This window comes from Novosphingobium album (ex Liu et al. 2023) (genome assembly GCF_029076845.1).
In the GTDB taxonomy this organism is placed as follows: domain Bacteria; phylum Pseudomonadota; class Alphaproteobacteria; order Sphingomonadales; family Sphingomonadaceae; genus Novosphingobium.
The window spans coordinates 124400-149304 of the sequence record NZ_JARESE010000028.1; the positions used below are offsets into that span (position 1 = coordinate 124400).

Here is a 24905-nt window from a genome sequence, read left to right on the forward strand (position 1 = left end):
TCCCAGGAGGGTGCCATGACCGATATTGTGAAATCGCGCGAAGTCCAGAACCTGCTGGACCGCGCCGCCGGGCTGGGCGAAAGCGGCGGCGATCCGCGCCTCAAGGCCATTACCCGTGACCTGCTCGAAGCGCTGGTGACGATCATCGAAAAGCACGAGATCGACGAGAACGAGTTCTGGGCCGCGCTGCGCTTTCTGCAGGACGGCGTGAACGAGTACGGCCTGATCGCGCCGGGCCTGGGGATCGAGCATTTCCTGGACCTGCACATGGACGCCCGCGACGCCGAGGCCGGCCTGACCGGGGGCACGCCACGCACGATCGAGGGACCGCTCTACGTCGCCGGCGCGCCGCTGGTCGAAGGCGATCTGGCGCGCACCAACGATGTCAACCTCACCACCGATCCCGACGATACCGAGACGCTGACCATGTCCGGCCGCGTGATCGGGCCGGAAGGCGAGCCGGTGAAGGATGCGATCCTGCACGTCTGGCACGCCAATTCCAAAGGCTTCTATTCGCATTTCGATCCCACCGGCGCGCAGAGCCCGTTCAACAACCGCCGCCGCATCCGGCTTGGCCCCGATGGCCGCTATGCCTTCCGCTCGAAGATGCCGCGCGGCTATTCGGTTCCGCCCGGCGGCGCGACCGAGAGGCTGATGCACGCGCTGGGCCGGCATGGCGATCGCCCCGCGCATGTCCATTTCTTCATCGAGGCGCCCGGCTATCGCACGCTGACCACCCAGATCAATTTCGGCGACGATCCGCGCGCGCATGACGATTTCGCCTTCGGCACGCGCGAAGGGCTGCTGCCCATGCCCGATCGCAGCGGCGGCAACCCGGACATCGCCTTCGACTTCCAGCTCCAGCGCGCGCGCGGCGAGCGGGACGAAGGCCTGTCCAACCGGGCGCGCGCCGCCGCATGAGCAAGGTCCACTCCTCTCCGGCCGCCGCGCTGGACGGGCTGCTGTTCGACGGCATGACGATCATGTCCGGCGGCTTCGGGCTGACCGGCAATCCCGAGAACCTGATCCCGGCGATCCACGATGCCGGCGTGACCGACCTGACGGTGATCTCGAACAATTGCGGCGCCGATGGCTACGGCCTGTGGAGGCTGCTGGCCAATGGGCAGATCCGCAAGATGGTCTCGTCCTACATCGGCGAGAACAAGCTGTTCGAGCAGCTCTATCTCGACGGCAGGCTGGAGCTGGAGCTGGTGCCGCAAGGCACGCTGGCCGAGCGGATCCGCGCGGGCGGCGCGGGCATTCCCGCGTTCTTCACGCCCACCGGCGCGGGCACCGTGGTGGCCGAAGGCAAGCGGACCGAGACTTTCAGCGGGCGCAGCTACATCATGGAGCGCTGGCTGCGCGCGGACCTGGCCATCATCAAGGCCTGGCGCGCCGACAGCGAGGGCAACCTGGTGTTCCGCAAGGCGGCGCGCAATTTCAATCCGGTCATGGCCACGGCCGCCAGCGTCACCGTGGTGGAAGTGGAGGAAATCGTGCCCGACGGCACGCTCGATCCCGACCAGATCCACACCCCCGGCATCTATGTCGACCGCATCGTCCAGGGCGAGAGCTATTCCGGCCGGATCGAGAAGCGCACCACCCGCCCACGCCCCGAAGAGACCGCCTGATGCCCTGGACCAGAGACGAAATGGCCGCCCGCGCCGCGCGCGAGCTGCGCGATGGCTTCTATGTGAACCTGGGCATCGGCATTCCCACGCTGGTCGCCAACCATGTGCCGGCGGGCCTCAAGGTGACGCTGCAAAGCGAGAACGGGATGCTTGGCATGGGCCCCTACCCCTATGAGGGCGAAGAAGACGCGGAGATCATCAACGCCGGCAAGGAGGCCGTCACCGAGCTGCCGACCACGAGCTATTTCTCCTCGGCCGACAGCTTCGCGATGATCCGGGGCGGGCATATCGACCTGGCCGTGCTGGGCGCGATGGAAGTCAGCGAAAACGGCGACATCGCCAACTGGAGCATCCCCGGCAAGATGCTGAAAGGCATGGGCGGCGCGATGGATCTTGTCGCGGGCGTGCGCCGGGTGGTGGTGGTGATGGAGCATGTCAGCCGCAACGGCGCGCCCAAGATCGTGCGCGAATGCGCGCTGCCGCTCACCGGCGCGGGCGTGGTGGACCTGATCATCACTGATCTGTGCGTGCTGGCCTGCGACCGCGAGCATGGCGGGCTGACGCTGATCGAACGCGCGCCGGGCGTTTCGCTGGAAGAGGTGATCACGCGCACCGGCGCGCCGCTACGTATCGCGGAGGCGGCATGAATACGGTGTTCCTGTGCGACGGCATCCGCACGCCGATCGGCCGGCACGGCGGCGCGCTGGCCGGCGTGCGCGCCGATGATCTGGCCGCGCATGTCGTGCGGGCGCTGCTGGCCCGCCATCCCGCCCTGCCCGCGTCCGAAATCGACGAAGTCATGCTCGGCTGCGCCAACCAGGCGGGCGAGGACAACCGCAATGTCGCGCGCATGGCGGCGCTGCTCGCCGGGCTGCCGGTCAGCGTGCCGGGCACCACGATCAACCGCCTGTGCGCCTCCGGCCTCGATGCCGTCGGCAGCGCGGCGCGCGCCATCCGCTGCGGCGAGGCCGACGTGATCATCGCGGGCGGCGTGGAAAGCATGAGCCGCGCGCCTTACGTGCTCGGCAAGGCGGGAAGCGCCTATGCCCGTAACCAGACGATGGAGGATACGACCATCGGCTGGCGCTTCGTCAATCCCGCCATGCGCGCGGCCCACGGCGTCGATACCATGCCGGAAACCGCCGAAAACGTGGCCGGCGAACACGGCATCTCGCGCGCCGACCAGGATGCCTTCGCGCTGCGCAGCCAGCAGAGGGCGGCCGCCTCCGCCGCGTTCCGCGCGGGCGAGATCGCGCCGGTAAAGGTCGGCAAGCCGGGCCGCGAAGTGCTGGTCGAGCATGACGAGCACCCGCGCGAGACCTCGCTCGAAGCCCTGGGCCGGCTGCGCCCGATCGTCCGCCCGGATGGCACGGTGACGGCGGGCAATGCCTCGGGCGTCAACGATGGCGCCGCCGCGCTGCTGCTTGCCAGCGCCGCCGCCGTGGAGCGCCATGGCCTCACCCCGCGCGCGCGTCTGCTCGGCATGGCGACGGCGGGCGTCGCGCCGCGCGTCATGGGCGTCGGCCCGATCCCGGCGACGCACAAGCTGCTGGCGCGGCTGGGCTGGACGATCGGCGATTGCGACGTGATCGAACTGAACGAGGCTTTCGCCGCGCAGGCCCTGGCCGTGCTGCGCGGGCTGGGCCTGCCCGACGATGCCGGGCAAGTGAACCCGCACGGCGGGGCGATCGCGCTGGGCCATCCGCTCGGCATGTCGGGCGCACGGCTGGCGCTGACCGCGATGCGCGCGCTGGAGGCCCGCGGCGGCAAGCGCGCGCTGGTGACATTGTGCGTCGGCGTCGGCCAGGGCGTTTCGCTGGCGATGGAGCGCGTATGACCGACAGGGGCATGGTCACGATGGTCGACGGTTGCCGGGTCGCCTGGCGGATCGACGGGCCCGAGGATGCGCCCGTGCTGCTGCTGAGCAATTCGCTGGGCACGAGCATGGACATGTGGCAGCCGCAGCTTGCCGCCTTCGCCGCGCGCTATCGCGTGCTGCGCTATGACACGCGTGGGCACGGCGCTTCCGACGTTCCCACCGGCGCCTACGGGCTTGACCGGCTGGGGCGCGACGCGATCGAGCTGCTCGACGGGCTGGGCCTGGCCCGCGTCCATTTCTGCGGCCTCTCGCTGGGCGGGATGACCGGGCAGTGGCTGGGCGTGCAGGCGCCCGAACGGGTCGAGCGGCTGGTTCTGGCCAATACCGCCGCTTTCATGGGGCCACCCGCATCGTGGCAGGCGCGCATCCAGACGGTGCTGCGCGAAGGCATGGCGGCGATCACCGGGGCCGTGCTCGAACGCTGGTTCACGCCGGAATTCCTGTCCACCCGGCCCCAGGCCCGCGCCGAGGTGGAGCGCCAGCTTCTGGCCACCGATCCGGCCGGCTATGCCGGCTGCTGCGCGGCGATCCGCGACATGGACATGCGGCCGCTGATCGGCCTGGTCCGCAACCCCGCGCTGGTGATCGGCGGCTTGCGCGATCCCGCGACACCGCCCGCGCAGAGCGCTTTCATCCGGCAGGCGATCGCCGGCGCGCGCGGTGTCGATCTGGAGGCCGCGCACCTTTCGAACATCGAATGCCCGGGCGAATTCACCGAAGCGGTGCTCGGCTTCCTCAGTTGAGCTGGCGCAGCGTTTCGGATGGCAGCTCGCCGAACATGCGCTTGTATTGCGCGGCGAAGCGGCCGAACTGGTAGAAGCCCCAGCGGCAGGCGATCACCGTGACCGATTCCCCCGGCGCGGCGTTCCTCAGGTCATCGCGCGCGCGTTCGAGCCGCACCGACTTGAGGAACGCCATCGGCGAAGTGCCCCGGAAGCGACGGAACCCGTCGAACAGCGCCCGCGCGCTGACGCCGCCGACTTCGACAAGCTGTTCCAGCGTGATCGCCTGATCGGCATGGGCGATGATGAACTGTTCCACCCGGCGCACATGGTGCGGGGCGATCTTGCAGGGCTGCGGCTTGAGCTGTTCCGAATAGTTGTTCGGATGGCTTTCCAGCAACTTGAGGACGAACAGCGTCTCCAGGCTGTCGAGCACCGCGCGATTGGCGCCGCCGCCGGGCACCGAAAGCTCCATGCCGAGCAGCGAGGCATAGTGCCAGCAATTGACCAGATCGGGCGCCACCGGCATTTCCGGGGCGAAGCGCAGCTTCTGGCTCAGCGGCCGGCCCATCAGCATCATCGCGTGATGATCGAGCACCGCGTTGCCGATCTGCACGACCCGCTGCACGCAATCGGCCGACCAGCGCATCCGCCGCAACTCGCCGGTATCGACGACCGAGGCGTAGCGTGCGTCGCTGTTGACGGTGCCGCGCGCGGTGCCGATCTCGGCCATCCCGGAAAGCGGATGCATCAGGAGCAGCATGTCCTCGTCCTCGATGCCCTCGATCGCGACATCGGCGCCATAGGCCATCACGCCGATGCCCAGCTTGCCCAGCCTGCGATGGTTGAGCCAGGCATCCAGCCCCTCGCCGCGCCGGGTCAGCTGCAGGTTGTGCGGGCAATAAGTCCGGGAGAAATAATCGCGCGCCTCGTAGAGATCCCGCGAGGCGAACACCATGGCGCCGGGCAGGAGATCGACCGGGCCATGCGGCCAGGCCGATGCATTCTCTCCGGGGCCGCTGCCCCGCGCGACAGGATGGGAACCGCCAGTCACCGCGCCTCCTTGCTTGGTTCCTTGAATGAGATGCGAAATCGTACACGAGAGTCAAGCTCGCGCCTGCGTGCGGGCCTGTCCTGCCTTGGGAAAGCTGCGCCGACGGGCTAGCCCTTGCGCTGCGGTGCCTGCCGGCGAACGCTCAGCCGCCGACCAGCGCCGCGATCGGGCTGGTCGCCTGCTCGGGGCCCATGGCAAGGTAGCCGCCATCCACCGCCAGTTCCGTGCCGGTGATGAAACCCGCCGCGTCCGAGCAGAGGAACAGCACCGCGCCAGTGATCTCGCCGGGATCGGCGATCCGGCCCGGCATGTGGAAGGGCCCGCCGACACGATCGACCTTGCCGCGATCATCCCCGCTCAGCGCCTTCATCACGTTCGACCAGGTCCAGCCCGGCGCGACCGCGTTGACCCGCACGCCCAGCGGTGCGAATTCCAGCGCCTGGCTGCGCGTGAGCTGGGCCACCGCCGCCTTGATCGCCGGATAGACGAAGCGCCCCGCCTGCGCCCGATGCGCGCTGACGCTGGAGAAGTTGACGATCGCGCCGGCCCGTGCGGCCAGTTCGTCGCGCAGCTTGCTGGCCAGCATCGCGCCGCCCACCAGCCCGATGTCGAACGCGCGCAGCCAGGTCTCGCGCGCGGTGTCCAGCCCGTCGTCGAGGTAGGAGGTGGTGACGTTGACGAGAAAGTCGATGCCGCCGAACCGGGCCCTGGCCGCCGCCAGGCACGCGTCGATCGCGCTGTCGCTGGTCACGTCCGTCTCGACGAACAGCCCGGCATCGCCGCAGCGCGCGGCCGCCGCCGTGCCGCCCGCCACGTCGATATCGGCGATCACCACGTTGCAGCCCTGCCGGGCGAAGGCCAGCGCCAGCTCCGCGCCGATCAGCGTGGCGCCACCGGCCAGCAGCGCGGTGCGGCCGGCAAGATCCTCATAGCGCGCCATCGCTCAGAACGCCCACTTGACGCCGGCCGACCATTCGCGCGGCCGGGCATAGAGATGCTCGTACAGGCCGAACGAGGAACCGTAGATGCCGGTCTGGAGATAGGTCTTGTCGGTCAGGTTGGTCACGCCCGCGAAGATCGAAACGGCGTCGCCCGGCAGGTTGTAGGTCAGGTTCGCGTTGAACAGGCTGTAGCCGCGCTGGTAAAGCTGGGGCGAATTGAGCGCGTCCATATAGGCGCCCGAACGGTACGACCAGTCGAGCCGCGCCATGATATCGCCGCCGTTCGCCAGTTCGATGCTTTTGGAAAGCGAGGCGCTGAGCGTCCATTTCGATACCCGCTCGAACTTCGAAGCGCGCGTGATCTCGGTCGCGGCCGGATCGACCTTGGTGAATTCGGGATCGAGATAACCCAGGCTGCCCTCGACGAACCAGCCGCCGCCGGGCGCGAACCTGCCTTCCAGCTCCAGGCCCCGGATCTCGGCGGAGGCCGCGTTCTTGGTCACGGGCGCGATGCCGGTGAACACCTGCACCTGCAAGTCGTCATACTTCGTCAGGAACACCGCGCCGTTCAGCGTCAGCCGCCGGTCGAGCAGCTGCGACTTGAAGCCGAGCTCATAGGCTTCGGCCTTCTCCGCCCCGAATTCCGGCACATCGGCCTGCGCGGGGAAGACCCGCTGGACGAAGCCGCCGCTCTTGAACCCGCGCGAATAGGAGGCATAGACCATCGCGTCGCGCGCCACTTTCCACGAGAGGTTGAGGCTGGGGGTGAACGAATCCTCGTCGCGGCGCACCGTCTCGTAAGGCAGGATGCGTTCGGGCGGGGTGTTCGGGCTGGCGGCGATCAGCGCGCCGCCGGTCTTGTCGGCGAGGATAAGCTGGTCGGGCAGGAACGACTTCTTGTCCTTGGTATAGCGCAGCCCCAGCGTGACATCGATCGCCGGGGTGGCTGACCAGGTCGCCTGGCCGAAGCCGGCATAGCTTTCCGTGCGGAACTTCCCGCCTGACCGGAAGGTCACTGGCGTGAAATCCAGCGTATTGATATTGTTGCCCTTCTCCTTGAAGTAATAGAGCCCGACAACGTATTTCAGCTTGTCGTCCGCCGTCGCGCCAAGCACTTGCAGTTCCTGGCTGAACTGGTTTTGTTTCAGGATGTCGGCCAGGTGCAGGATGGTGAACGGCGAATGATCGCCATCGCGGGCATAGTGGCCATCCACTTCGCGATAGGCGGTGATCGACTTGAGCTGCACTGGCCCGAGATCCCAGTCGAGCACGGCTTGCGCGCCCCACAGGTCATTGCGCGAATATTGCGCCCCGGTGCCGGCATCGGCATCGCGCCCGACGATGAAGCGATCGCTGAAGCAGGCGGCGGCGTCGCCTTGCGGGCTGTAGGGCGCGAAGCCCAGGCACGGCTGGCCACCCAGCAGGCCTGCGAAATAGTTGTGCAGCAAGGTGAAATTGTCGGTCGGTGCATCGAACGGCGGGTTCAGCACATAGAACCCCGGCGTCGCCGGGCTGCCCGGCGGCAGCATCGGCAGGTTCTGCGGGTTGAACAGGGCCGACTGGTACGTCACGTCCGCCAGCACGAAAGCCGGGCCGTTGGAACGATCGCGCGTGCCTTCGACCGACAGGTTCACCTCGAAGCTGTCGCTGGCCAGCCAGCGCACGTCGAGCCGCCCGGTCAGCGTCCTGACGTCACCCAGATCGCGCCCGTCGACCAGATGGCGGACATAGCCGTCACGATTGAACGTCGCGAGCGAAAGCTTGGAAAACAGCGTGTCGGAAAGCGGCACATTGGCCACCGCCTTGGCGTCGATGCGGCCGTAGCGGCCCGTCGTCACCTGGGCGCTGCCCGATGGCGTCTCGTCAGGACGCTTCGTGGTGATGCTGATCGCGCCGCCGATCGTGTTGCGCCCGAACAGCGTGCCTTGCGGCCCGCGCAGGATCTCCACCCGCTCGATATCGACAAGGTCGAGCAGCGCCCCCACCGACCGCGCGACATAGACGCCATCGACATAGACGCCCACGCCCGGCTCGGTGGTGGGCAGGAATTCCTTCTGCCCGATCCCGCGGATATAGATCGCCGCCGACGATCCCGCCCCGCCGAAGCTGGGATTGTTCTGGAACGTCATGTTCGGCGTGAAGCTGGCCAGCCCGTCGATCTTCTGCACGCCGCGCGCCGCGATGGCGTCGCCGGAGAAGGCCGAGATGGCCAGCGGGATCGACTGCGCGGTCTCCTCGCGCTTGCGTGCGGTGACGAGGATGTCGCCCATCAGTGCGTCGGTGCCGTCATTGCGCGCGGTTTCGGCGGGCGCTGCCTGCGCCAGCGCGGCCACGGGTATCGCGGCGGGGGCACACAACGCCCCCGCAAGCGCCACGCGAAACGTGTTCGAAATCGACATTGTCATGCTGCTCCCCAGATCGTGATGCCGGAATACATCCGCTTGTCCGCGGAATTGCCCGCATCACGTCACGACAGCGGGAACGGGAATATTCAGGCGCCGCAGGCTTTGTGCGCGGATTGCAGGATTGCGACACGCCTCGCGCTTGCGCCCGGTGCCGGCGCACAAACCTGCCGCCCGCGCACAAGTCCCGCGCTGAGCGGATAGGCGGGCCGCGCGCGCCCCGCCTAGCTCACCGGACGAAAAACGGACGGGGACGGTTACACTTGGCTGGGAACATCGCGATCATCGGCGCCGGCATCGCCGGCTTGTGCACAGCCCGTATGCTGCGGGATATGGGCTATGACGTCAGCATCTTCGAAAAGGAGCCCGATCTGGGCGGCGTCTGGTCGTCATCGCGGCGCTATCCGGGGCTGACCACGCAGAACCCGCGCGAAACCTATGCCTTTTCCGATTGGCCCATGCCCGAAGACTATCCCGAATGGCCGTCCGGTGCGCAGATGCAGGCCTATCTGCAAAGCTATGCCGATCACTTCGGCATCACCCCGCACATCCGCTTTTCCAGCCCCGTCCGCCAGGCCGAGCCGCTGCCCGACGGATCGGGCTGGACGCTGACGGTCGCCGGCCCCGATGGCGCGGAAAGCCGGCGCTGCGACTGGCTGATCGCCTGCAACGGCATCTTCTCGATCCCCGCGCTTCCCCCTTTCCCCGGCGCGGAGCGCTTCGCCACCGCGGGCGGGCGCCTGTTGCACACCAGCCAGTTCACCTGGCCGGAAGACGCGCGCGGGCGCCATGTCCTGGTGGTGGGCTATGGCAAATCCTCTTGCGATGTCGCCAATGCCATCGCCGGGATCAGCGCCAGCACCACCATGGTGGTGCGCCACCTGATCTGGAAAATTCCCAAGCGCATCGGCAACGTGCTGAATTTCAAGCACCTGTTCCTCAACCGCATGGGCGAGGGGCTGTTCCCGTGGATGGAGCTGAAAGGCTTCGAGGCGTTCCTGCACGGGCCGGGCCGGTTTCTCCGCAATGCCATGCTCGCCTCGGTCCAGGCGGTGATTGCCCGCCAGCTCGATCTCAAGGCGGTCGGGCTCGATCCGGGCACGCCGCTCGAAACCATCGCGCGCAGCACGGTCAGCCTTGTCAGCGACGGCTTCTACGAGAAAGTGGCGAGCGGCCAGATCGGCTTCGAACGCGATGCCGAAATCGCCGAACTGATGCCGGGCATGGCGCGGCTGTCGAATGGCAAGGTCGTGCCCGCCGATCTCGTCATCTGCGGCACCGGCTGGCACCAGCGCGTCGACTTCCTGCCCGAAGCCGTGCGCGCCCGCGTGACTGACGCGCAGGGCAATTTCCGCCTCTATCGCTCGATGGTGCCGCTCGGCGTGCCGCGCCTGCTGTTCAACGGCTACAACTCGTCGTTCTTCTGCCAGCTCAATGCGGAAATCGGCGCGATCTGGCTGGCGGCGCTGCTGACCGGGCGGCTGCGCCTGCCCGCCGAGGCGGCGATGGCGGCCGAGATCGACCGGCGCCTGGCCTGGATGGACGAGCGCACCGGCGGCAAGCACTGCAAGGGCACCAATATCGTCCCCTTCTCGATCCACCATATCGACGAGTTGCTGCGCGACATGGGCCTTGCCCTGCCCCGCCGCACCCGCATCGCGCAATGGCTGCGCACCGTGCGCGCATCGGACTTCGCCTGCGTTTGGCGGCGCTTCCGCCAGCGCGCGGCCGGCTGACGGGAAATGTCTTGGGGCGCCATCCGGGCTTGCGGCTGCCGGTGTTCAGGTAATGCCAACAATGCCGTTAGCCAGATCCCGCTTCACAATCGCAGCGTTCGCTGCGTAGCTGGGCAGTAGGGGGAGCCCCTTCGAGACCGGCCGCCCGGACCTTCGCCACGCCATCTTCGGGTACGGCCAGCACCACCTGTTCGCCCCGCGTCGCAAGCGCCCGCCCGATTGCAATGAAAGGGTGCAGATGCCAAGTGATCCGACTGGGGCGGGAACTATCCGAGCCATGCTGCGTGGGACCTCAAGGATTGTCGCGCCTGCCCGGCCGAAACTCAGCGCGGCGCCGCGCGGGATTTCGTCAGTTCGAACAGCGCCAGCAGCACTGCGCCGGTCAGGGCGACAAGCCCCAGTTCACCCCAGCCGAGCGGCGCGAAGCCCAGCACGCGCTGGAGCGCAGGCAGGTTCAGGATGGCGATGGCGCCCACCGCGATGAATGCCAGCACATAGCGGAAGGCGATATTGCCCCGGACCAGGGCATCGCGCAGCGACGTGCTGAACGAGCGGTTGGCCAGCACCAGCGCGAGGATCGCCGAGACCAGCGCGAAGAACGTCAGCGTGCGCAGTTCCTCGGCGACCAGCCCGTGGCGCGCCGCCGCGAGATAGAGCGCGATCAGCAGCGCCGCCGCCAGCCCGCCCTGGACGATCCCGCGCGCGACCACGCCCAGCGAGAATAGCCGTTCGGCGGGATCGCGCGGCGGCCGCCGCATGAGGCGGCTTTCCTCGCGCTCGGCCTCGAACACCAGGGCGCAGACCGGATCGATGATCATTTCCAGCAAGGCGATCTGGATCGGCCCGAAAATGACCGGGAGCCCCAGCGCGAGGGGCACGATCGCGAGCGCGGCGATCGGCACGTGAACCCCGAAGATGAACCCCATGGCCTTGCGGATATTGTCATAGATGCGCCGGCCGACGCGGATGGCGCTGACGATGGCGCCGAAATCATCTTCCACCAGCACGATGGCCGATGCCTCGCGCGCGACGTCGGTGCCGCGCTTGCCCATGGCGATGCCGATATGCGCGGCCTTCAGCGCGGGCGCATCGTTGACCCCGTCCCCGGTCATCGCCACCACCTGCCCGGCGGCCTTGAGCGCCTGGACGATCCGCAGCTTCTGCTCGGGCATGGTGCGTGCGAAGATGTCCACATCGCCCACCCCCGCCGCCAGCGCGGCATCGTCGAGCCTGGCGACCTCATCGCCGGTCATCACCGCGCCGGTCGCCAGGCCCGCGCTCGCAGCGATCGCCCTGGCCGTGGCGGCATAGTCGCCGGTAATCATCACCACGCGAATGCCCGCCGATCGGCACAGCGCGATCGCCTCTGGCACGCCGGCCCGCAGCGGATCGGACAATCCCACCAGCCCCAGCAGGGTGAAGGCGTATGCCTCATGCGTCTCGGCCAGATATTCGCGGCCGGCGGCCGAAGACGCCACGCCGATCACGCGCATCCCGCGATCGGCCATCGCGCGCGCCGCGTCATCCAGCGCCTGCCGCCCGGCGGCATCGAGGCGGCACAGCCGCGCGATCGCTTCGGGCGCGCCCTTGGCTGCGATGGTCAGCGGCCCTTGCCCGTCGCCTGCCTGCCACACGTTGGACATCGCCAGCAGGTCCGGCCGGAGCCCGTGGGTGCGCAGCAGGGCCAGCCCTTCGGCATGTCCGGTGCCGGCTTCCCGGGCGGCGACATGGAAGGCGACTTCCATGGGATCGACCGGAACCGGCGCGCTCGCCAGCGCGCCGGCCTCGAGCAGCGGGCGGAACCGCGGGTCGCGCGGCGCGTCGGCCAGGCGCGCCACCGGCTGCGCGGGCAACCACAGTTCGGCCACGGTCATCCGGTTGCGGGTCAGCGTCCCGGTCTTGTCGGTGCACAGCACGGTCGCCGCGCCCAGCGTCTCGATCGCCGAGGTCCGGCGCGTCAGCACGCCGACTTGCGCGATCCGCCAGGCGCCCATCGCCAGGAAGATGGTGAGGACGACCGGAAACTCCTCGGGCAGAAGCGACATGCCGATGGCGATGCCGGCCAGGATCGCATCGAGCCAGCCGCCGCGCAGCAGGCCATAGAGCGCCACCACCAGCAGCGCGACGCCGCCCCCGCCCACCGCGCAGAACCGCACGATCCGCGCGGTCTCCCGCTGCAGGCGCGGCGCCTGCGTTTCCAGCGTGGCGAGCGAAAGCCCGATCTCGCCGATGCGGCTGCGCGCGCCGGTGGCGAAGACCCGCGCGATGCCGCCGCCCTGCGTCACGATCGAGCCGGCGAAGACCTGCGGCCGGTCCTCGCCGCCGGGCCCGGCGCGCTCATCCTCGCCGGATTGCGCGGCGCGCTTGCGCACGGGAACCGATTCGCCGGTGAGCAGCGATTCATCGGCTTCCAGCGCATCGGCTTCCAGCAGCAGCGCATCGGCGGCGACGCGGTCGCCGGCGTCGAGCACGAGGATGTCGCCCTCCACCACCTCGCGGCCGGCCACCCGGATCGTCTCGCCATCGCGAATGACCAGCGCGCGCGGCGCCGAAAGATCGCGCAAGGCTTCGAGCACTTTTTCGGTGCGCGCTTCCTGAACGATGGTGAGCCCGATGGACAAGCCCGCGAAGGCCAGGAGAATGATCGCTTCGGTGGTATCGCCCAGCAGCAGGTAGACCACGCCCGCCGCCAGCAGCAGCGCCAGCATCGGCTCGCGCAGCACTTCCAGCGCGATGCGCAGCGGCGAGCGCCTGCCAGCGCGGGGCAGCTCGTTCGGCCCGTCGATGGCCAGCCGCTCGCGCGCCTGCCAGGCGGAAAGGCCCGTGTGCCGGGTGTCCTGCTCAAGCCTCATGCGATCCTGATCCGGCCTTTCCCGCCATACATTCCCGAAGTCGCCCGCCGATGCCGCGCGAATCGGCGTCGCTCGGCACATGTTCTAGCGCATGGCGGCGGCTGCCGGTTGCGGTTCATCAACCGGCCTGCCGAAACGCGGGCGGGGCGATCCGTAGTATTACCCAATGTGCGCCCGGCGAAGGAATAAGCTATCGTGGCCTCAGCACTGCGCGACTGTGACGGCACGGCGGCGCTGGTCGCGCGGCCCGGCCTGACAACACGCCCTTTGCCAAGGAGAATACCCCGATGACCTGGAACATCGTCCGCCTGACGCTGGCGCGCACGCCGGAATATCCCGAAGGCTCGCAGGAACATGCCTACGAACTCACCGTGCCCTTGCGATCCGATGGCCAGATCGACACGGACGCGTTCGCCCGTTCACCTGCCCACGCGACGGTCCAGAGGGTCTGGCCCGGCCAGGGCGTGAAACGCGGCGCGATCCTCAAGAAGCGGGGTGGCTGGGCGTTTTCCTACGAACCGGGCGATGCCGATGACGAAGCTGTGTTCCACCTTGAGAACCACCCGCTCGCCGCAGGAAACTACGTGACGCTGACCGGGCCGGACGGCGAGGCGCTCCCTTACCGGATCGCCACCATCCGGCCCCTTTCCGGCACGGTCAGCTGATCGCGATCTTGCGGGTCTTGCTGGCGGCGGTCTTGTCCGTATCGGCGATGCCCGGCCCTTCGACCGTCAGGCGATAGCCGCCATCCTTCTCGACCGGTTCGACCGCGGGGGCGGCCGCGCGTGTCCGCGGAGCACGTCGTGGACCATGCGAGCCTCCTGGTGATAGCCGTACAACTGTCTTTCATTCACATGCCGCGTGCGATGTGAGCCGTACATTCGTCTCAAATCTGCAATGAAGATCACCTAGAAGCCCCTTCGATCCAATCATTCAACGAGGGGGCAACTCGTGTCACGCCACAGCTTGAAAACCGTACATTCGTTTCTGTCCGCTTCCGTGAGCGGCTGTGCCATCCTGATGGCGCAGCCCGCCACCGCCCAGACAGCGGCCCCGGATATCGATCCCCAGGCGCAACTTGACGAGATCGTCGTGACCGCGCAGCGCCGGACGGAAAGCAGCCAGGTCGTCCCCCTCGCCATCCAGACCATCTCTGGAGACGCGATCGCCAAGGCCGGATATACCGACGTGACCGACCTGCAATACATGGCGCCGGGCGTCCAATATGATCCGACGCAGGGCGCCGCCTTCCAGATTCGCGGCGTGGGCACCACCTCGTTCGACTTTTCCAACGCCAAGTCGGTCAGCGTCGTGGTCGATGATGTCGTGATGGACGGCCAGCGCGCGAACGGCCTGATCGGCATGGTCGATATCGCATCGGTCGATGTGCTGATGGGGCCGCAAGGCACCCTGTTCGGCAAGAACGCCACCTCGGGCGTGATCGCCGTCACCACCACCAGGCCGAAGCTGGGCGTCACCGCGTTGCGGGGCAGCGCCAGCTATGGCGAGCATCAGGAGCGCATCCTCAACGCCACCGTCAACCTGCCGCTGGGGCAATATGCCGCACTGCGCGTATCGGGTTTCGATCAGGCGCAGGATGGCTTCGGCCGCAACGTCACGCTGGATCGGCTTGTCGGGTCCAAGCACGAATATGGCGGCCGCGCGCGGCTTTATCTTGAACCCAGCGACAGCTTCAACCTGACCCTCTCAGGCGACTATGCGCATCATTGGGACAGCAGCGTGCGTACCCCGGTCGCCGACCAGCCCGCCGGGGTCACGACGATCCTCAACGCGCTTGGCGTCTATCCCGGCCCGAAGAACGCCGACACCGCCGACAGCATGTTCGGCGAGATCGAAACGGAGGAATGGGGCGCTTCGGCCCGCGTCAACGCGAAGCTGGGCGATCATGAACTGACCTCGATCACCGCCTATCGCCACACGCTTTACAACAACAACACGCCGGCCGACCTGACGCCGATCAACCTCTTCGCCTATCTCCCGTACAATCTCGGCACGCTGGATACCGACAAGGTCAGCCAGGAAGTCCATCTGGCTTCGCCGGCCGACAAGCCGATCACTTATCTTTTCGGCCTGTTCTATAACCGGCTGGAAGCGCAGCAGGTCCAGTACCAATGGGGCACGCTGGGAACCAGCCCGATCCCTTCCGCGATGCTCTACACCACCACCGGCGCCATCGGCGAAGCCGGCAATGCATCGCGCTTCGATGCCGTCAACGAAACCATGGCCGCCTTCGGCCAGGTGCAGTTCAACCTGTCGGAACGGTTCCGCGTGTCGCTGGGCGGGCGCTACACGCATGACAACAATTCGCAGGGGCTGGATTATGTCTATCTGGACCCCAGGCCGATCACGGGCTTCTCGCCCGTTTTCATCGCGACCAGCGCGCCGCCGGTCTATCGGTTCGGCCGGGCGAAGGGCAACAACTTCTCATTCCGGGTCGCGCCGGAATTCCAGATCGCCGACCATGCGATGCTCTACGCCAGCTATTCGACCGGCTACAAGCCCAAGGGCATCGCCTTTGTCGGCAACAAGTACGCGCCTTACGAGGACGAAACGGTCAAAGCCTGGGAAATCGGCCTGAAATCGGAATGGTTCGATCGCCGCCTGCGCTTCAACATCGACCTGTTCCGCTCCGACTTCAAGGATTTCCAGGCGACCATCCTGACCAAGGTGCCTGATGGCCTGGGCGGCTTCATCCTGGCGCAGGCGATCGGCAACGCGGGCGGCCTGCGCAGCGAGGGCGTGGAAGCCAGCATCGTGGCCCGGCCAACCCCCTCGCTCACGCTCAGCGCGTCGGGCACTTACACCCGCGCCCGCTTCACCGACTATGTCTATAACGCGACGACCGACTATACCGATACGCGCCTGCCCAATTCGCCGGACTGGTCATACGCGGTCGCGGGCGACTACGAGCATCCGGTCTCCCCGGGGCTGACCGTGCGTGCCCATGCCGACTATGCCTGGCGCAGCAAGTACTGGACCGTGGTGGGGCAGCCGGACTGGTCGTTCGTGCCGGCCTTCGGCCTTGCCAACGCGCGGCTGAGCTTCGTCACGGCCGGCAACCGGCTGGAGTTCGGCGCTTATGCCCGCAACCTGTTCGATACGTACTTCTCCACCGGCTATCAGCTCTACGGCGCGCTCGGCCTGCTGCACTACACCTCGCCCAACGCCCGCCGGACGGCCGGCGTGTTCGCCAATTTCAACTTCTGATGCCGCAGGTGAACCCGATGAAACCGACCTTCGCCAGGCGCCTGTGCGCCCTTGGGCTGGCCATGCTGGCCATGCCCTGCCTTGAAGCCGGCGCGCGGGAGGCGGCGCGGATGGAGGCTCCGCAGCTTCCCGACAGCCTGCCGATCAACCGCATCCAGATCCTGGGCACGCACAACAGCTATTCGCAGGGCGTCGATCCCCATATCCTGCGGATGATCGACCAGCGCCTGCCGTCGATGCACACGTTTCTCGACCAGATGCCCGAGGACGCGCGCAAGGAGTTCCTGCTGGCCCATCCCAACGACGTGACGATGAGCGAGGGCCTCAATTATCGGCACCCCTCGCTCGCCGCGCAGCTCGACCTTGGCGTCAGGGGGCTGGAGATCGACGTCAACGCCGATCCGCAGGGCGGCGCCTATGCCGATCCGGCAGCCTATCGCCTGTTGCGCCAGCAAGGCGTGCGCGATCTGCTGGCGTTCGATCCGGCGCCGCTGACCGCGCCGGGCCTGAAGGTGCTGCACATGGCGGATATCGATTTCCGCAGTTCCTGCCCGACCTTCCGCGTCTGCCTGACGCAGATGAAGGCATGGTCGGATGCGCATCCGCGCCACGTCCCGATCTTCATCATGATCGAGGCCAAGGTGCAGGCCACGCCGCTGGTGCCGCGCGACACGCCGGTGCCGCCGTTCACCCCGGCCACTTACGACGAGATCGACAGCACCATCCTCGATGTCATCGGCCGCGACCGGGTGGTTGCGCCCGATGACGTGCGCGGCACTTATCCGACGCTGGAACAGGCGGTGCTGGCAGGCAACTGGCCTTCGCTGGGCCAGGCGCGCGGCAAGTTCGTCTTCCTGCTCAGCACCGCGACGGGACGCGACGGCGCATCGGGCTATCTGACCGGGCATCCGGGGCTGAAAGGGCGCCTGGCCTTTCTCGATTCCGCGCCGGGCCGTGACTATGCCGCGTTCATCCTCAACGACAATGCCCTCGAAAACGGGGCCGAAATCCGCGATCAGGTCGCCAGGGGCTATCTCGTCCGCAGCCGGGCCGATATCGAGACCTGGGAAGCCAAGGCGAACGACATGACGCGTGCCAATGCCGCCTTCGCCAGCGGCGCGCAGATCGTCTCCACCGATTTCGAGCAGCCGGGCAATGGTTATGGCACGTCCTATGTCGTGCGCTTGCCCGGCGGCGATGTCGCGCGGGCGACCACCACGTCCGCGAAATGACCGGGCGGGCGGGGGGACTTCGCGGTCCCCGTCGCCCGCCCGCCCCTGTCGCCGCCGTGTCATCGCCCCCGGTTACTGGCGGTTCGTGATCGACGATGCCCCCGCTTCATGCCGGCCTCCGGGTTTGATCGGCTATGGCAGTGTGCATTTCGGCAAGAGTCTGCTCTGGGCTGGCGAGGACGCGCTTACCCTCTACATCCTCGTCCGGTTTCTCGATCTGCCACCGGCACTGGCGGGAGGCATGTTTCTCGCAAGCGCGCTCTGGAATGCGCTGTGCGACGGGCTGTTCGGCGCAAGCCTGCATCGCTGGCCAGCGATCAGGCGTGTTCTCCCGCCCTTGTCGGGCATGGCCATTCTGGCCAGCGGGATCGGCTTCGCGATCCTGCCGCTGCTGGAGAAGGGGCACGCGGTTCCCGCCATCGCGCTGCTGTTCCTCTTCCGCACCGGGTTCAGTCTGCTGGACGTGCCGCACAATGCCCTGACCCGGCGCATCGCCGAAACCCGGGGAGATCTGGGCGCCGCGCAAGTGCGCGCCGCCGTGGCGAGCGCGGCGGCCATCGTCATTGGCCTGGTTTCGTTTCCCGTCCTCCTGGCGGGCAGGAACGCGGAACAATTCGCGCCGATGCTGGTCGCCATGATCGGACTGCTCGCGGTCATCTGCATGGCGCCGCTTCCGCTGCTCCTGGCGCGTGATGCCGATGACCGGCAGGAGATCGGGCAGGCACGGACAAGCCGGTCCATACCATCGCCCCTGCGGATCTACTGCGCGGCTACCGTGATTGGCCTTGCAGGCCTTGCCGCCGCGGGCAAGGCCATGCTGCATCTGGACTTCGGCGCGTCCGCCATCTTCGGCGCGGTGCTTCTGGTTATGACCGCGGGGCGGCTTACCGCGGTCTGGCTGTGGTCTCCCATCGCCCGCCATATCGGCAGCCGGCACGCGCTTGTGCTGGCTTACGCCGCCAGCGGGCTTGCCGCGCTGATGATACCGGCCGTGGCGCAATGGAGCGGCCCCGTGGCCTTGTCCTGGCTCATCCTGTTCAGCCTGATCGGCGGCGGCATAGCCTTTCTCACCTGGGCGGTGCTCTCGGAAATGATCGGGCAGACCGGCGCACCACCGGAAGCCGGCCGCTATGCCGCGCACTTCGGCCTGTTTACGATGAGCATGAAGATCGGATTGGGCCTTTCCGCCGGCATCACCGGGGTTTGGCTGTCCTCCAGTTCACAACCTGTCGATATCGCGCCATCGTTGTTCTGGCCGCTCGGCAGCTTCGTGATGCTGACCTGCGGCGTTGCTGCGGTCCTGCTCCTGACCATCAGGCCCGAGCGCCAGGCAGCGGACCTGTCATTCGGCGAATGAGCATGACTGCCTGAGCCGCACAAGCTGTGCCGATCCGATGAGAATCGATCCATCGGCGCCACCACCGGCCGTGATGGCAAGGCCCGATCCGATATAGGTCATCGTGGCCGCCTGAGCCGCCGCTCGGTCAAGACCATGGACACCCCCGATGGCCTGGCCCACGGCAAGATGGACATTCTCCGCCCGGCGGCGGCGCATATCGAGCGCGAAGGGCACGAATGCGGGGTCGCGCGCCGCCGCCAGCGCGACCGCGTGGGTGGAGCGCATGAGCATCATCCCCAAATTGGCTTGCGCGTCGGGAAGGGCGCCAAGTTGCAGTTCCTGGCGCATCCGCAGAATCTGGGCCCCCAGCCCCGCGTGCAACAGGTCTTCACCTGTCCGAAAATGATGCGCGACGCTGGAATTGGGCACTCCCGCGCGCGCCGCGACAAGGCGATGGGTGACGCTGGCCACCCCCTGCTCCGCCATGAGATCGGCGATATGCGCCGCCAGTTCCGCCTTCTTCGATCCTGCGGGCAGATCCACCGGCAAGGCGACGGCGGCGCTGGTATCGCCGCAGGCCGCGACCAGGGCCTCGAAAGAGCGGGCCAGCCCCGTGGCGCTGCCCGCAAGGCCCTCGGCCAATCGCTGCACGGTCGCGGCCCGCAGCAGGCGATAGTCCGCATTGCCGCCCAGCGCGATCGAGAACGGCATTTCGTCGCGGCAATAAGCGGCGATGGCTGACCCGAAGATATCGGATATCGCCCGGTAACCGGGCGCCAGCACGCCGCGCCAGAAGCGATCCTCATCGTCGAGCAGGTCCCCGGTCCCGCGATAGCCGGCGGGATCGATCGTGGCTTCCAGCAGCAGTTCGCATCCGGCAAGCGCGGCCTCCCGCCGCACGGTCGCAGCTTCATCCAGCCATGCCGTCACGAAATGGGCGAGAACCTCGGGCACGGCGAGATCGAGTTGTCCGGCGCGTTTGCGCCAGGCATGGGCCATCCGATCGAATTCCCGGCGCTCATCGTCGATCAGATGCGCGATCAGGGCGCGCTTGTCGCCGATCCGGTAGCTCAGCGAGCCGACCGAACTGCCAGCATCCTGTGCGACCGTGCGCAAGCTGAGGCCACGGATGCCGCTTGCGGCGATGCGTGAGCGGGCGGCCCGTATGAAGGTGGCGGCGTCGATGTCTCCCATCTTCTCACCGTGCCTACGGAACCCCTTGGGCACAACAGCAGAAGTTCCCTCCTCCCGGAGAACCTGATGCGCGCGGTGACCGGGCCTCCGCCCGCACCGGCGGAGCGCCACGGCCAGCCAGCGCGCGGGCCGGTTACGCCATCCCGCGTTTCCGCCGCCTAGTTCGCCGCCTCCATCCAGGGCTCAGGCCGGAGCGTGACCGCCTCCAGCATCCGGGGCGAAAGCGGCGCGCCCTTGGCGGCGATCAACAAGGGATTGACCGCCGCGAAGCCCTCGCCGGTGGCGGCGGCATAGGCATCGAGCTGGGTTTGCAGCTCCCCGTGCAGTTCCTCGTAGACGGTGCGGAACTGCGCAGGCGGCGCGCCATAGCTTTCCATCAGTTTGCGGCCGAGCGTGGCGATCTGGTTGTTGAGCTTGATCGGGAAGTTCAGCGGGTCCTGGCCGCTGCGGTTCTGCACCTGGTACAGGCTCTCCTCGATGATCTTGAGGCGCGCCAGCATCGGCTGCGCCGCCGCGGCGATCGCGGCGTTGCCGCGAGCATCGGCGATGACCTGGCGGATCTTGCGGATGGAAGCCACAGTGGCATTCGCGGCCGAAAGGTCGGTGCGGATGGCGCTCGCCAGGTCGAATTGCTGCTGAAGATCCCGCTGGGTGACTTCGGGATAGCGCGGATCGGGCAGAATCCGCAACGGCTGAACCTGCGTCGCCGCGTCGGCCGTGATGCGCACCTGATAGTCGCCCGGCACGGCGCGCGGCCCCATTTCCGAGGATGCGCTCCACAAGATCATGCCGGGAAAGCCGGGCGAGCCACTATGCTGGCCGTTCCAGACGAAGCGGTTGAGCCCGGCGTTGGTGGTCGGCGGCTTGGTACGGCGACGGCGGCCCTCCTCGACGGGTTTGGCCTCACCCTCGGCAGCGTTCTTGAAGCTGGCGATGACGGCGCCGTCCTTCAGAATCTCGACCGTCACTGCTTTCGCGGGCGCGGTCAGGTTGTAATCGATCGTCGCCTCGTCGACCTGCAAGGTCATCGCTCGCGGGGCATAGACGTGGAGTGAGTTGGCCAGTGCCTTCCGATCGTACTGGCGCAGCCAGTCGACGTCATCCAAGATATAGAACGAGCGGCCATGCGTGGAGATCACCACGTCCGAGCCCTTGATCGTGATATCCGAAACTTGCGTATCGGGCAAATTCAGCCGCAGCGACTGCCAGCTGTCGCCATCATCCAGCGAGACATAGATGCCGTGCTCGGTCCCTGCATAGAGCAGCCCTTTGCGCACCGGGTCCTCACGGATCACGCGCGGGAAATCGGTGGCGGGGATGCCTTTGACAATCTTGGTCCACGACTTGCCAAAGTCATGCGTGCGGTAAAGGTAGGGCGAACGATCGCCCATCTGGTATCGGTTCGCGGCGAGATAGGCCGTGCCTGGCTCGTGATGTGAAGCATCGATAATGCTGATCCGCGCGAAATCGGGCAGGCCGCCCGGAGTGACCTTCTGCCACGATGCCCCGCCATCGCGGGTGATGTGGGCAAGCCCGTCGTCGGACCCGGTCCAGATCAGTCCCTTGCTGATCTTCGAGGGAGCGACCGCGAAGATCGTCGCATAGATTTCCGGTCCGTTCTGGTCATGCGTGATCGGGCCGCCGGAATCGCCCAGCGTCTTCGGGTCCGCGCGCGTGAGATCGGGGCTGATCACCTGCCAGCTCTGGCCGCGGTCGTCCGAAGCAAAGAGGTGCTGCGACGAAGTGTAGATGCGGTTGGTGTCGTGCGGATCGAACACGATGGGGAAAGTCCACTGCCACCGTTCCTTGAGCACGCTGGCCGACATCCCCGAGAAGAACTCGGGGTACGGCTCGACATCGTCGCTCCGGCCGGTGCGGCGGTCGTAGCGGGTCAGCAGCCCGCCCTGACTGCCGGCATAGAACATGTTGGCGTCGTTGGGATCGGGCGCGATGTAGCCGCTCTCGCCCCCACCCACGGGGTAAAGCCACTCGCCCGCGCCCTTGGTCGGATCGCGCATGTGCGGCGAAGGCTCGCTCGGCACGCAGAGCGTCGAGTTGTCCTGCTGCGCGCCGCAGACGTGATAAGGCACGTCGGAAGTCGTCGAGACGTGGTAGAGTTGCGCGGTCGGATAGCTTTCCAGCGTCCAGGAGCCGCCGCCATTGGTCGAGACGCTGGCGCCGCCATCGTTGCCCTCGATCATGCGGCGCGGATTGGCGGGATCGATCCACAAGTCGTGGTTGTCGCCGTGCAGCGTGGGGATGGCCTTGAAGGTCTTGCCGCCGTCCTCGGAGCGGAAGAACGACGTGTTCATCGCATAGACCACGTCCTTGTTGACCGGGTCGGCGTAGATACGCGAGTAATAGAAGGCGCGCTGGCGGATCTTGCGCTCGTCGTTGACCTTGGTCCAGGTCGCGCCTGCATCGTCCGAACGGAACAGGCCGCCCTCACGGTTCTCGACGAGCGCCCAGACGCGGTTGCCGTCGGCACCCGAGACGGCGACGCCGATCTTGCCGACGATACCGGCCGGCAGCCCCGGATTGCGGGTGATCTCGCTCCAGGTCTCGCCCCCGTCGCTCGACTTCCAGAGACCGGAATCCGGCCCGCCGCTGGTGAGCTGCCAGGGCTTGCGGTTCACATCCCAGATCGCCGCGAACATGACATTGCGGTTCCTGGGATCAATCGTCAGGTCGATCGCACCGGCGCCGTCGCTCTTGAACAGCACCTGCTTCCAGGTCTTGCCGCCGTCGCGCGTGCGGAAGATGCCGCGCTCGGCATGTTTGTCGTAAGGATGGCCGAGAACCACCGCGTAGACGAGATCGGGATCACGGGGGTCGACCAACAGGCGCGAGATCGACTGGCTGTCCTTGAGGCCGGCATGGGTCCAGGTCTTGCCGCCATCCGCCGAGCGATAAACGCCGTCGCCCTGGATCACGTTGCCGCGCAAGGCATGCTCGCCCATGCCGATATAGACGACATCAGGATTTGACGGCGCCACCGCGACCGCGCCCACGGAGGAGCTGGCGATCTGCCCATCGGTGACGGGCTTCCACGAAGTGCCGCCGTCGGTGGTCTTCCAGAGGCCGCCGCCGACCGCTCCGAAGAAGTATTCGAGCGGGCGGGCCGTGCTGCCGCCGACCGCGATCGACCTCCCGCCGCGGGTTGGGCCGATGCTGCGCCACTCGAGCGAGCCGAAAGAATCGACGCTCTCAGCCCGCGCCGGCTGCAGCGAGGTGGAGGCAAGCAGGCCGATGGCGAGGGCCACATGCAAGGTCCTGATAATTGCCATGTTCGCTCCTTTTTCGTTTTCCGTTTCGTGTCGACCGCCGCAGGTCAAGCGTAGTGCCTGGTGGGCTCGCCGCTTGGCGCGACCACCGTATTCTCGATCAGGGCAGCGGCAAAACCGGCCGCGTTCAGTTCCCTCAGCACGATCTCGTTGCGCTCACGGTCGGGCAGCTCGACAGTGAACACCGCGTTCGCCGACCGCGCGGATGCACCGCCGAAAATGCGGTCGTGCGTGACTTCCAGGATATTGCCGCCCAGGCGCCCGATAATGGATGCCGCCGGGCCCAGCGAGCCGGCATTGTCGAGCATGGGCACCTGCAGCCGGACGAGTTGCCCGGTGCGGGCGAGATGGCGCTGCAACATCGCCGTCAGTACGCGCATGTCGATATTGCCGCCGCTGAGGATGAGGCCGACCCGGCGTCCCTGGAAGCGCCGTGGGTGCGCAAGGACGGCGGCAAGGCCGACCGCACCGGCGCCTTCGCACAGCGTCTTTTCGATCTGCAGCAACAGCGCGACCGCATCCTCGATCTGCGCTTCGGGCACGACGATCATATCGTTGACCAGCTCGCGCGCGGCTTCGAGGGTGATGGCCCCCGGCGTCGCGACGGCGATACCCTCGGCGATCGAGGTGCCGCCCGCAGCCGGGCCGTCGTATAGCCCCAGGGCCTTCGCCATCGACGGGTAAAGCTCGCTCTCGATCCCGATCACCCGGGTGTGCGGCGACCGGGCGCGGAACACCGCCCCGACGCCGGCGATCAGCCCCCCACCCCCGACCGCCACCAGCACATCATCGAGCGGAGGGCCCTGCTCCAGCAGTTCGAGCCCGATCGTGCCCTGTCCCGCGATCACGTCGGCGTCGTCGAAGGGATGGATGAATGTCAGCCCTCTCTCGACATAGCGGCCCACGCCTTGCGATGCCTCGGCAAAGTCGCCGCCAAACAGTTCGACCGTCGCACCGAAGCTCTCGGTCCGCTTGACCTTCACCGTGGGGGTGGCGGACGGCATGATGATGGTGGCCGGAATGCCCAGGTTGCGTGCGTGCAGGGCCACGCCTTGCGCATGGTTGCCGGCAGAGACGGTAACGACACCGCGATGCCGGGCATCTTCGCTCAGCGTCAGCAGCTTGTTGAGGGCACCGCGTTCCTTGAAGGAGCCGGTGAACTGCAGGTTCTCGAACTTCAGCCAGATCTCGGCCCCGGTAAGTTCCGAAAGCGTGAGCGACTGGAGGAATGGCGTGCGGATGACCGCGTTGCCCAGCCTTGCCTTGGCATTCTCGATCTCATCCAGCCTGGTTGTCATGATCTCTCCAGCCGTCGCCCGCGTGCACCATTGCCCGCTCCGCGTCGTGCGCGACGACGCGGTGACGTTTCAGAACTTGTTCGCTTTATCGTAACCCGAAGAGCACCCCCTTG

The 24905-nt window shown here is 67.3% G+C and carries 17 protein-coding genes; 10 read left to right on the forward strand and 7 right to left on the reverse strand.

What is annotated here, in order from left to right; translation table 11 throughout:
* Positions 1 to 15 precede the first annotated feature (15 nt).
* The 5 genes from PYV00_RS09820 to pcaD are packed head-to-tail and all read left to right on the forward strand — an operon-like array spanning position 16 to position 4253.
* Positions 16 to 921: a dioxygenase gene (locus PYV00_RS09820; protein WP_275228087.1), complete on the forward strand. Its 906-nt coding sequence runs from the start codon at positions 16 to 18 to the stop codon at positions 919 to 921.
* The gene (locus PYV00_RS09825) at positions 918 to 1631 is read left to right on the forward strand and encodes a CoA transferase subunit A (RefSeq protein WP_275228088.1); all 714 of its coding nucleotides are present in this window, start codon (positions 918 to 920) and stop codon (positions 1629 to 1631) included. Before PYV00_RS09820 ends, PYV00_RS09825 begins: the two co-directional genes overlap by 4 nt.
* Positions 1631 to 2278 (forward strand): 3-oxoacid CoA-transferase subunit B, encoded by a 648-nt coding sequence (locus tag PYV00_RS09830; RefSeq protein ID WP_275228089.1) that lies wholly within the window; start codon positions 1631 to 1633, stop codon positions 2276 to 2278. Before PYV00_RS09825 ends, PYV00_RS09830 begins: the two co-directional genes overlap by 1 nt.
* A complete protein-coding gene (gene pcaF / locus PYV00_RS09835; RefSeq protein WP_275228090.1) occupies positions 2275 to 3468 on the forward strand; it encodes a 3-oxoadipyl-CoA thiolase in 1194 nt (397 codons plus the stop codon). The genes PYV00_RS09830 and pcaF overlap by 4 nt, the downstream gene beginning before the upstream one ends.
* Complete coding sequence (gene pcaD, locus PYV00_RS09840) at positions 3465 to 4253, forward strand: 3-oxoadipate enol-lactonase (RefSeq protein WP_275228091.1); 789 nt, start codon at positions 3465 to 3467, stop codon at positions 4251 to 4253. Before pcaF ends, pcaD begins: the two co-directional genes overlap by 4 nt.
* On the opposite strand, the gene PYV00_RS09845 is transcribed toward pcaD, so the two are convergent.
* From PYV00_RS09845 to PYV00_RS09855, 3 genes are all read right to left on the reverse strand, one after another.
* Complete coding sequence (locus PYV00_RS09845; RefSeq protein WP_275228092.1) at positions 4246 to 5286, reverse strand: AraC family transcriptional regulator; 1041 nt, start codon at positions 5284 to 5286, stop codon at positions 4246 to 4248. The two genes, pcaD and PYV00_RS09845, sit on opposite strands and share 8 nt — an antisense overlap.
* Before the next feature lie 142 nt (positions 5287 to 5428).
* Entirely contained in the window at positions 5429 to 6226 is a 798-nt protein-coding gene (locus PYV00_RS09850) for an SDR family oxidoreductase (protein ID WP_275228093.1), read from the reverse strand.
* Between the two features lie 3 nt (positions 6227 to 6229).
* Positions 6230 to 8626 (reverse strand): TonB-dependent receptor, encoded by a 2397-nt coding sequence (locus PYV00_RS09855; RefSeq protein WP_275228094.1) that lies wholly within the window; start codon positions 8624 to 8626, stop codon positions 6230 to 6232.
* Between the two features lie 266 nt (positions 8627 to 8892).
* Between PYV00_RS09855 and PYV00_RS09860 the strand changes: the two genes are divergently transcribed.
* Positions 8893 to 10365, forward strand: coding sequence for a flavin-containing monooxygenase (locus tag PYV00_RS09860; RefSeq protein ID WP_275228095.1), 1473 nt, complete (start codon positions 8893 to 8895; stop codon positions 10363 to 10365).
* Between the two features lie 323 nt (positions 10366 to 10688).
* Here the strand turns inward: PYV00_RS09860 and PYV00_RS09865 are convergent, their stop codons facing one another.
* Positions 10689 to 13217 (reverse strand): cation-translocating P-type ATPase, encoded by a 2529-nt coding sequence (locus PYV00_RS09865; protein WP_275228096.1) that lies wholly within the window; start codon positions 13215 to 13217, stop codon positions 10689 to 10691.
* A gap of 287 nt (positions 13218 to 13504) precedes the next feature.
* Between PYV00_RS09865 and PYV00_RS09870 the strand changes: the two genes are divergently transcribed.
* From PYV00_RS09870 to PYV00_RS09885, 4 genes are all read left to right on the forward strand, one after another.
* A complete protein-coding gene (locus tag PYV00_RS09870; protein WP_275228097.1) occupies positions 13505 to 13882 on the forward strand; it encodes a hypothetical protein in 378 nt (125 codons plus the stop codon).
* Positions 13883 to 14216: 334 nt separating this feature from the next.
* Complete coding sequence (locus PYV00_RS09875; protein ID WP_275228098.1) at positions 14217 to 16445, forward strand: TonB-dependent receptor; 2229 nt, start codon at positions 14217 to 14219, stop codon at positions 16443 to 16445.
* 17 nt (positions 16446 to 16462) lie between these two features.
* Positions 16463 to 17677 (forward strand): Ca2+-dependent phosphoinositide-specific phospholipase C, encoded by a 1215-nt coding sequence (locus PYV00_RS09880; RefSeq protein WP_275228099.1) that lies wholly within the window; start codon positions 16463 to 16465, stop codon positions 17675 to 17677.
* A 124-nt stretch (positions 17678 to 17801) separates the two neighbouring features.
* Complete coding sequence (locus PYV00_RS09885) at positions 17802 to 19034, forward strand: MFS transporter (protein WP_275228100.1); 1233 nt, start codon at positions 17802 to 17804, stop codon at positions 19032 to 19034.
* Here PYV00_RS09885 and PYV00_RS09890 read toward each other — a convergent pair.
* From PYV00_RS09890 to PYV00_RS09900, 3 genes are all read right to left on the reverse strand, one after another.
* On the reverse strand, positions 19020 to 20210 hold the full coding sequence (locus PYV00_RS09890; RefSeq protein ID WP_275228101.1) for a TetR family transcriptional regulator: 1191 nt from the start codon (positions 20208 to 20210) through the stop codon (positions 19020 to 19022). The genes PYV00_RS09885 and PYV00_RS09890 overlap by 15 nt on opposite strands.
* A 158-nt stretch (positions 20211 to 20368) precedes the next feature.
* Positions 20369 to 23497, reverse strand: a complete 3129-nt coding sequence (locus PYV00_RS09895) for a VPS10 domain-containing protein (protein ID WP_275228102.1) — start codon at positions 23495 to 23497, stop codon at positions 20369 to 20371.
* A 44-nt stretch (positions 23498 to 23541) separates the two neighbouring features.
* Positions 23542 to 24792 carry a threonine ammonia-lyase gene (locus PYV00_RS09900; protein ID WP_275228103.1) on the reverse strand — a complete coding sequence of 417 codons (1251 nt, stop codon included), beginning with the start codon at positions 24790 to 24792 and terminating at the stop codon, positions 23542 to 23544.
* Positions 24793 to 24905 lie beyond the last annotated feature (113 nt).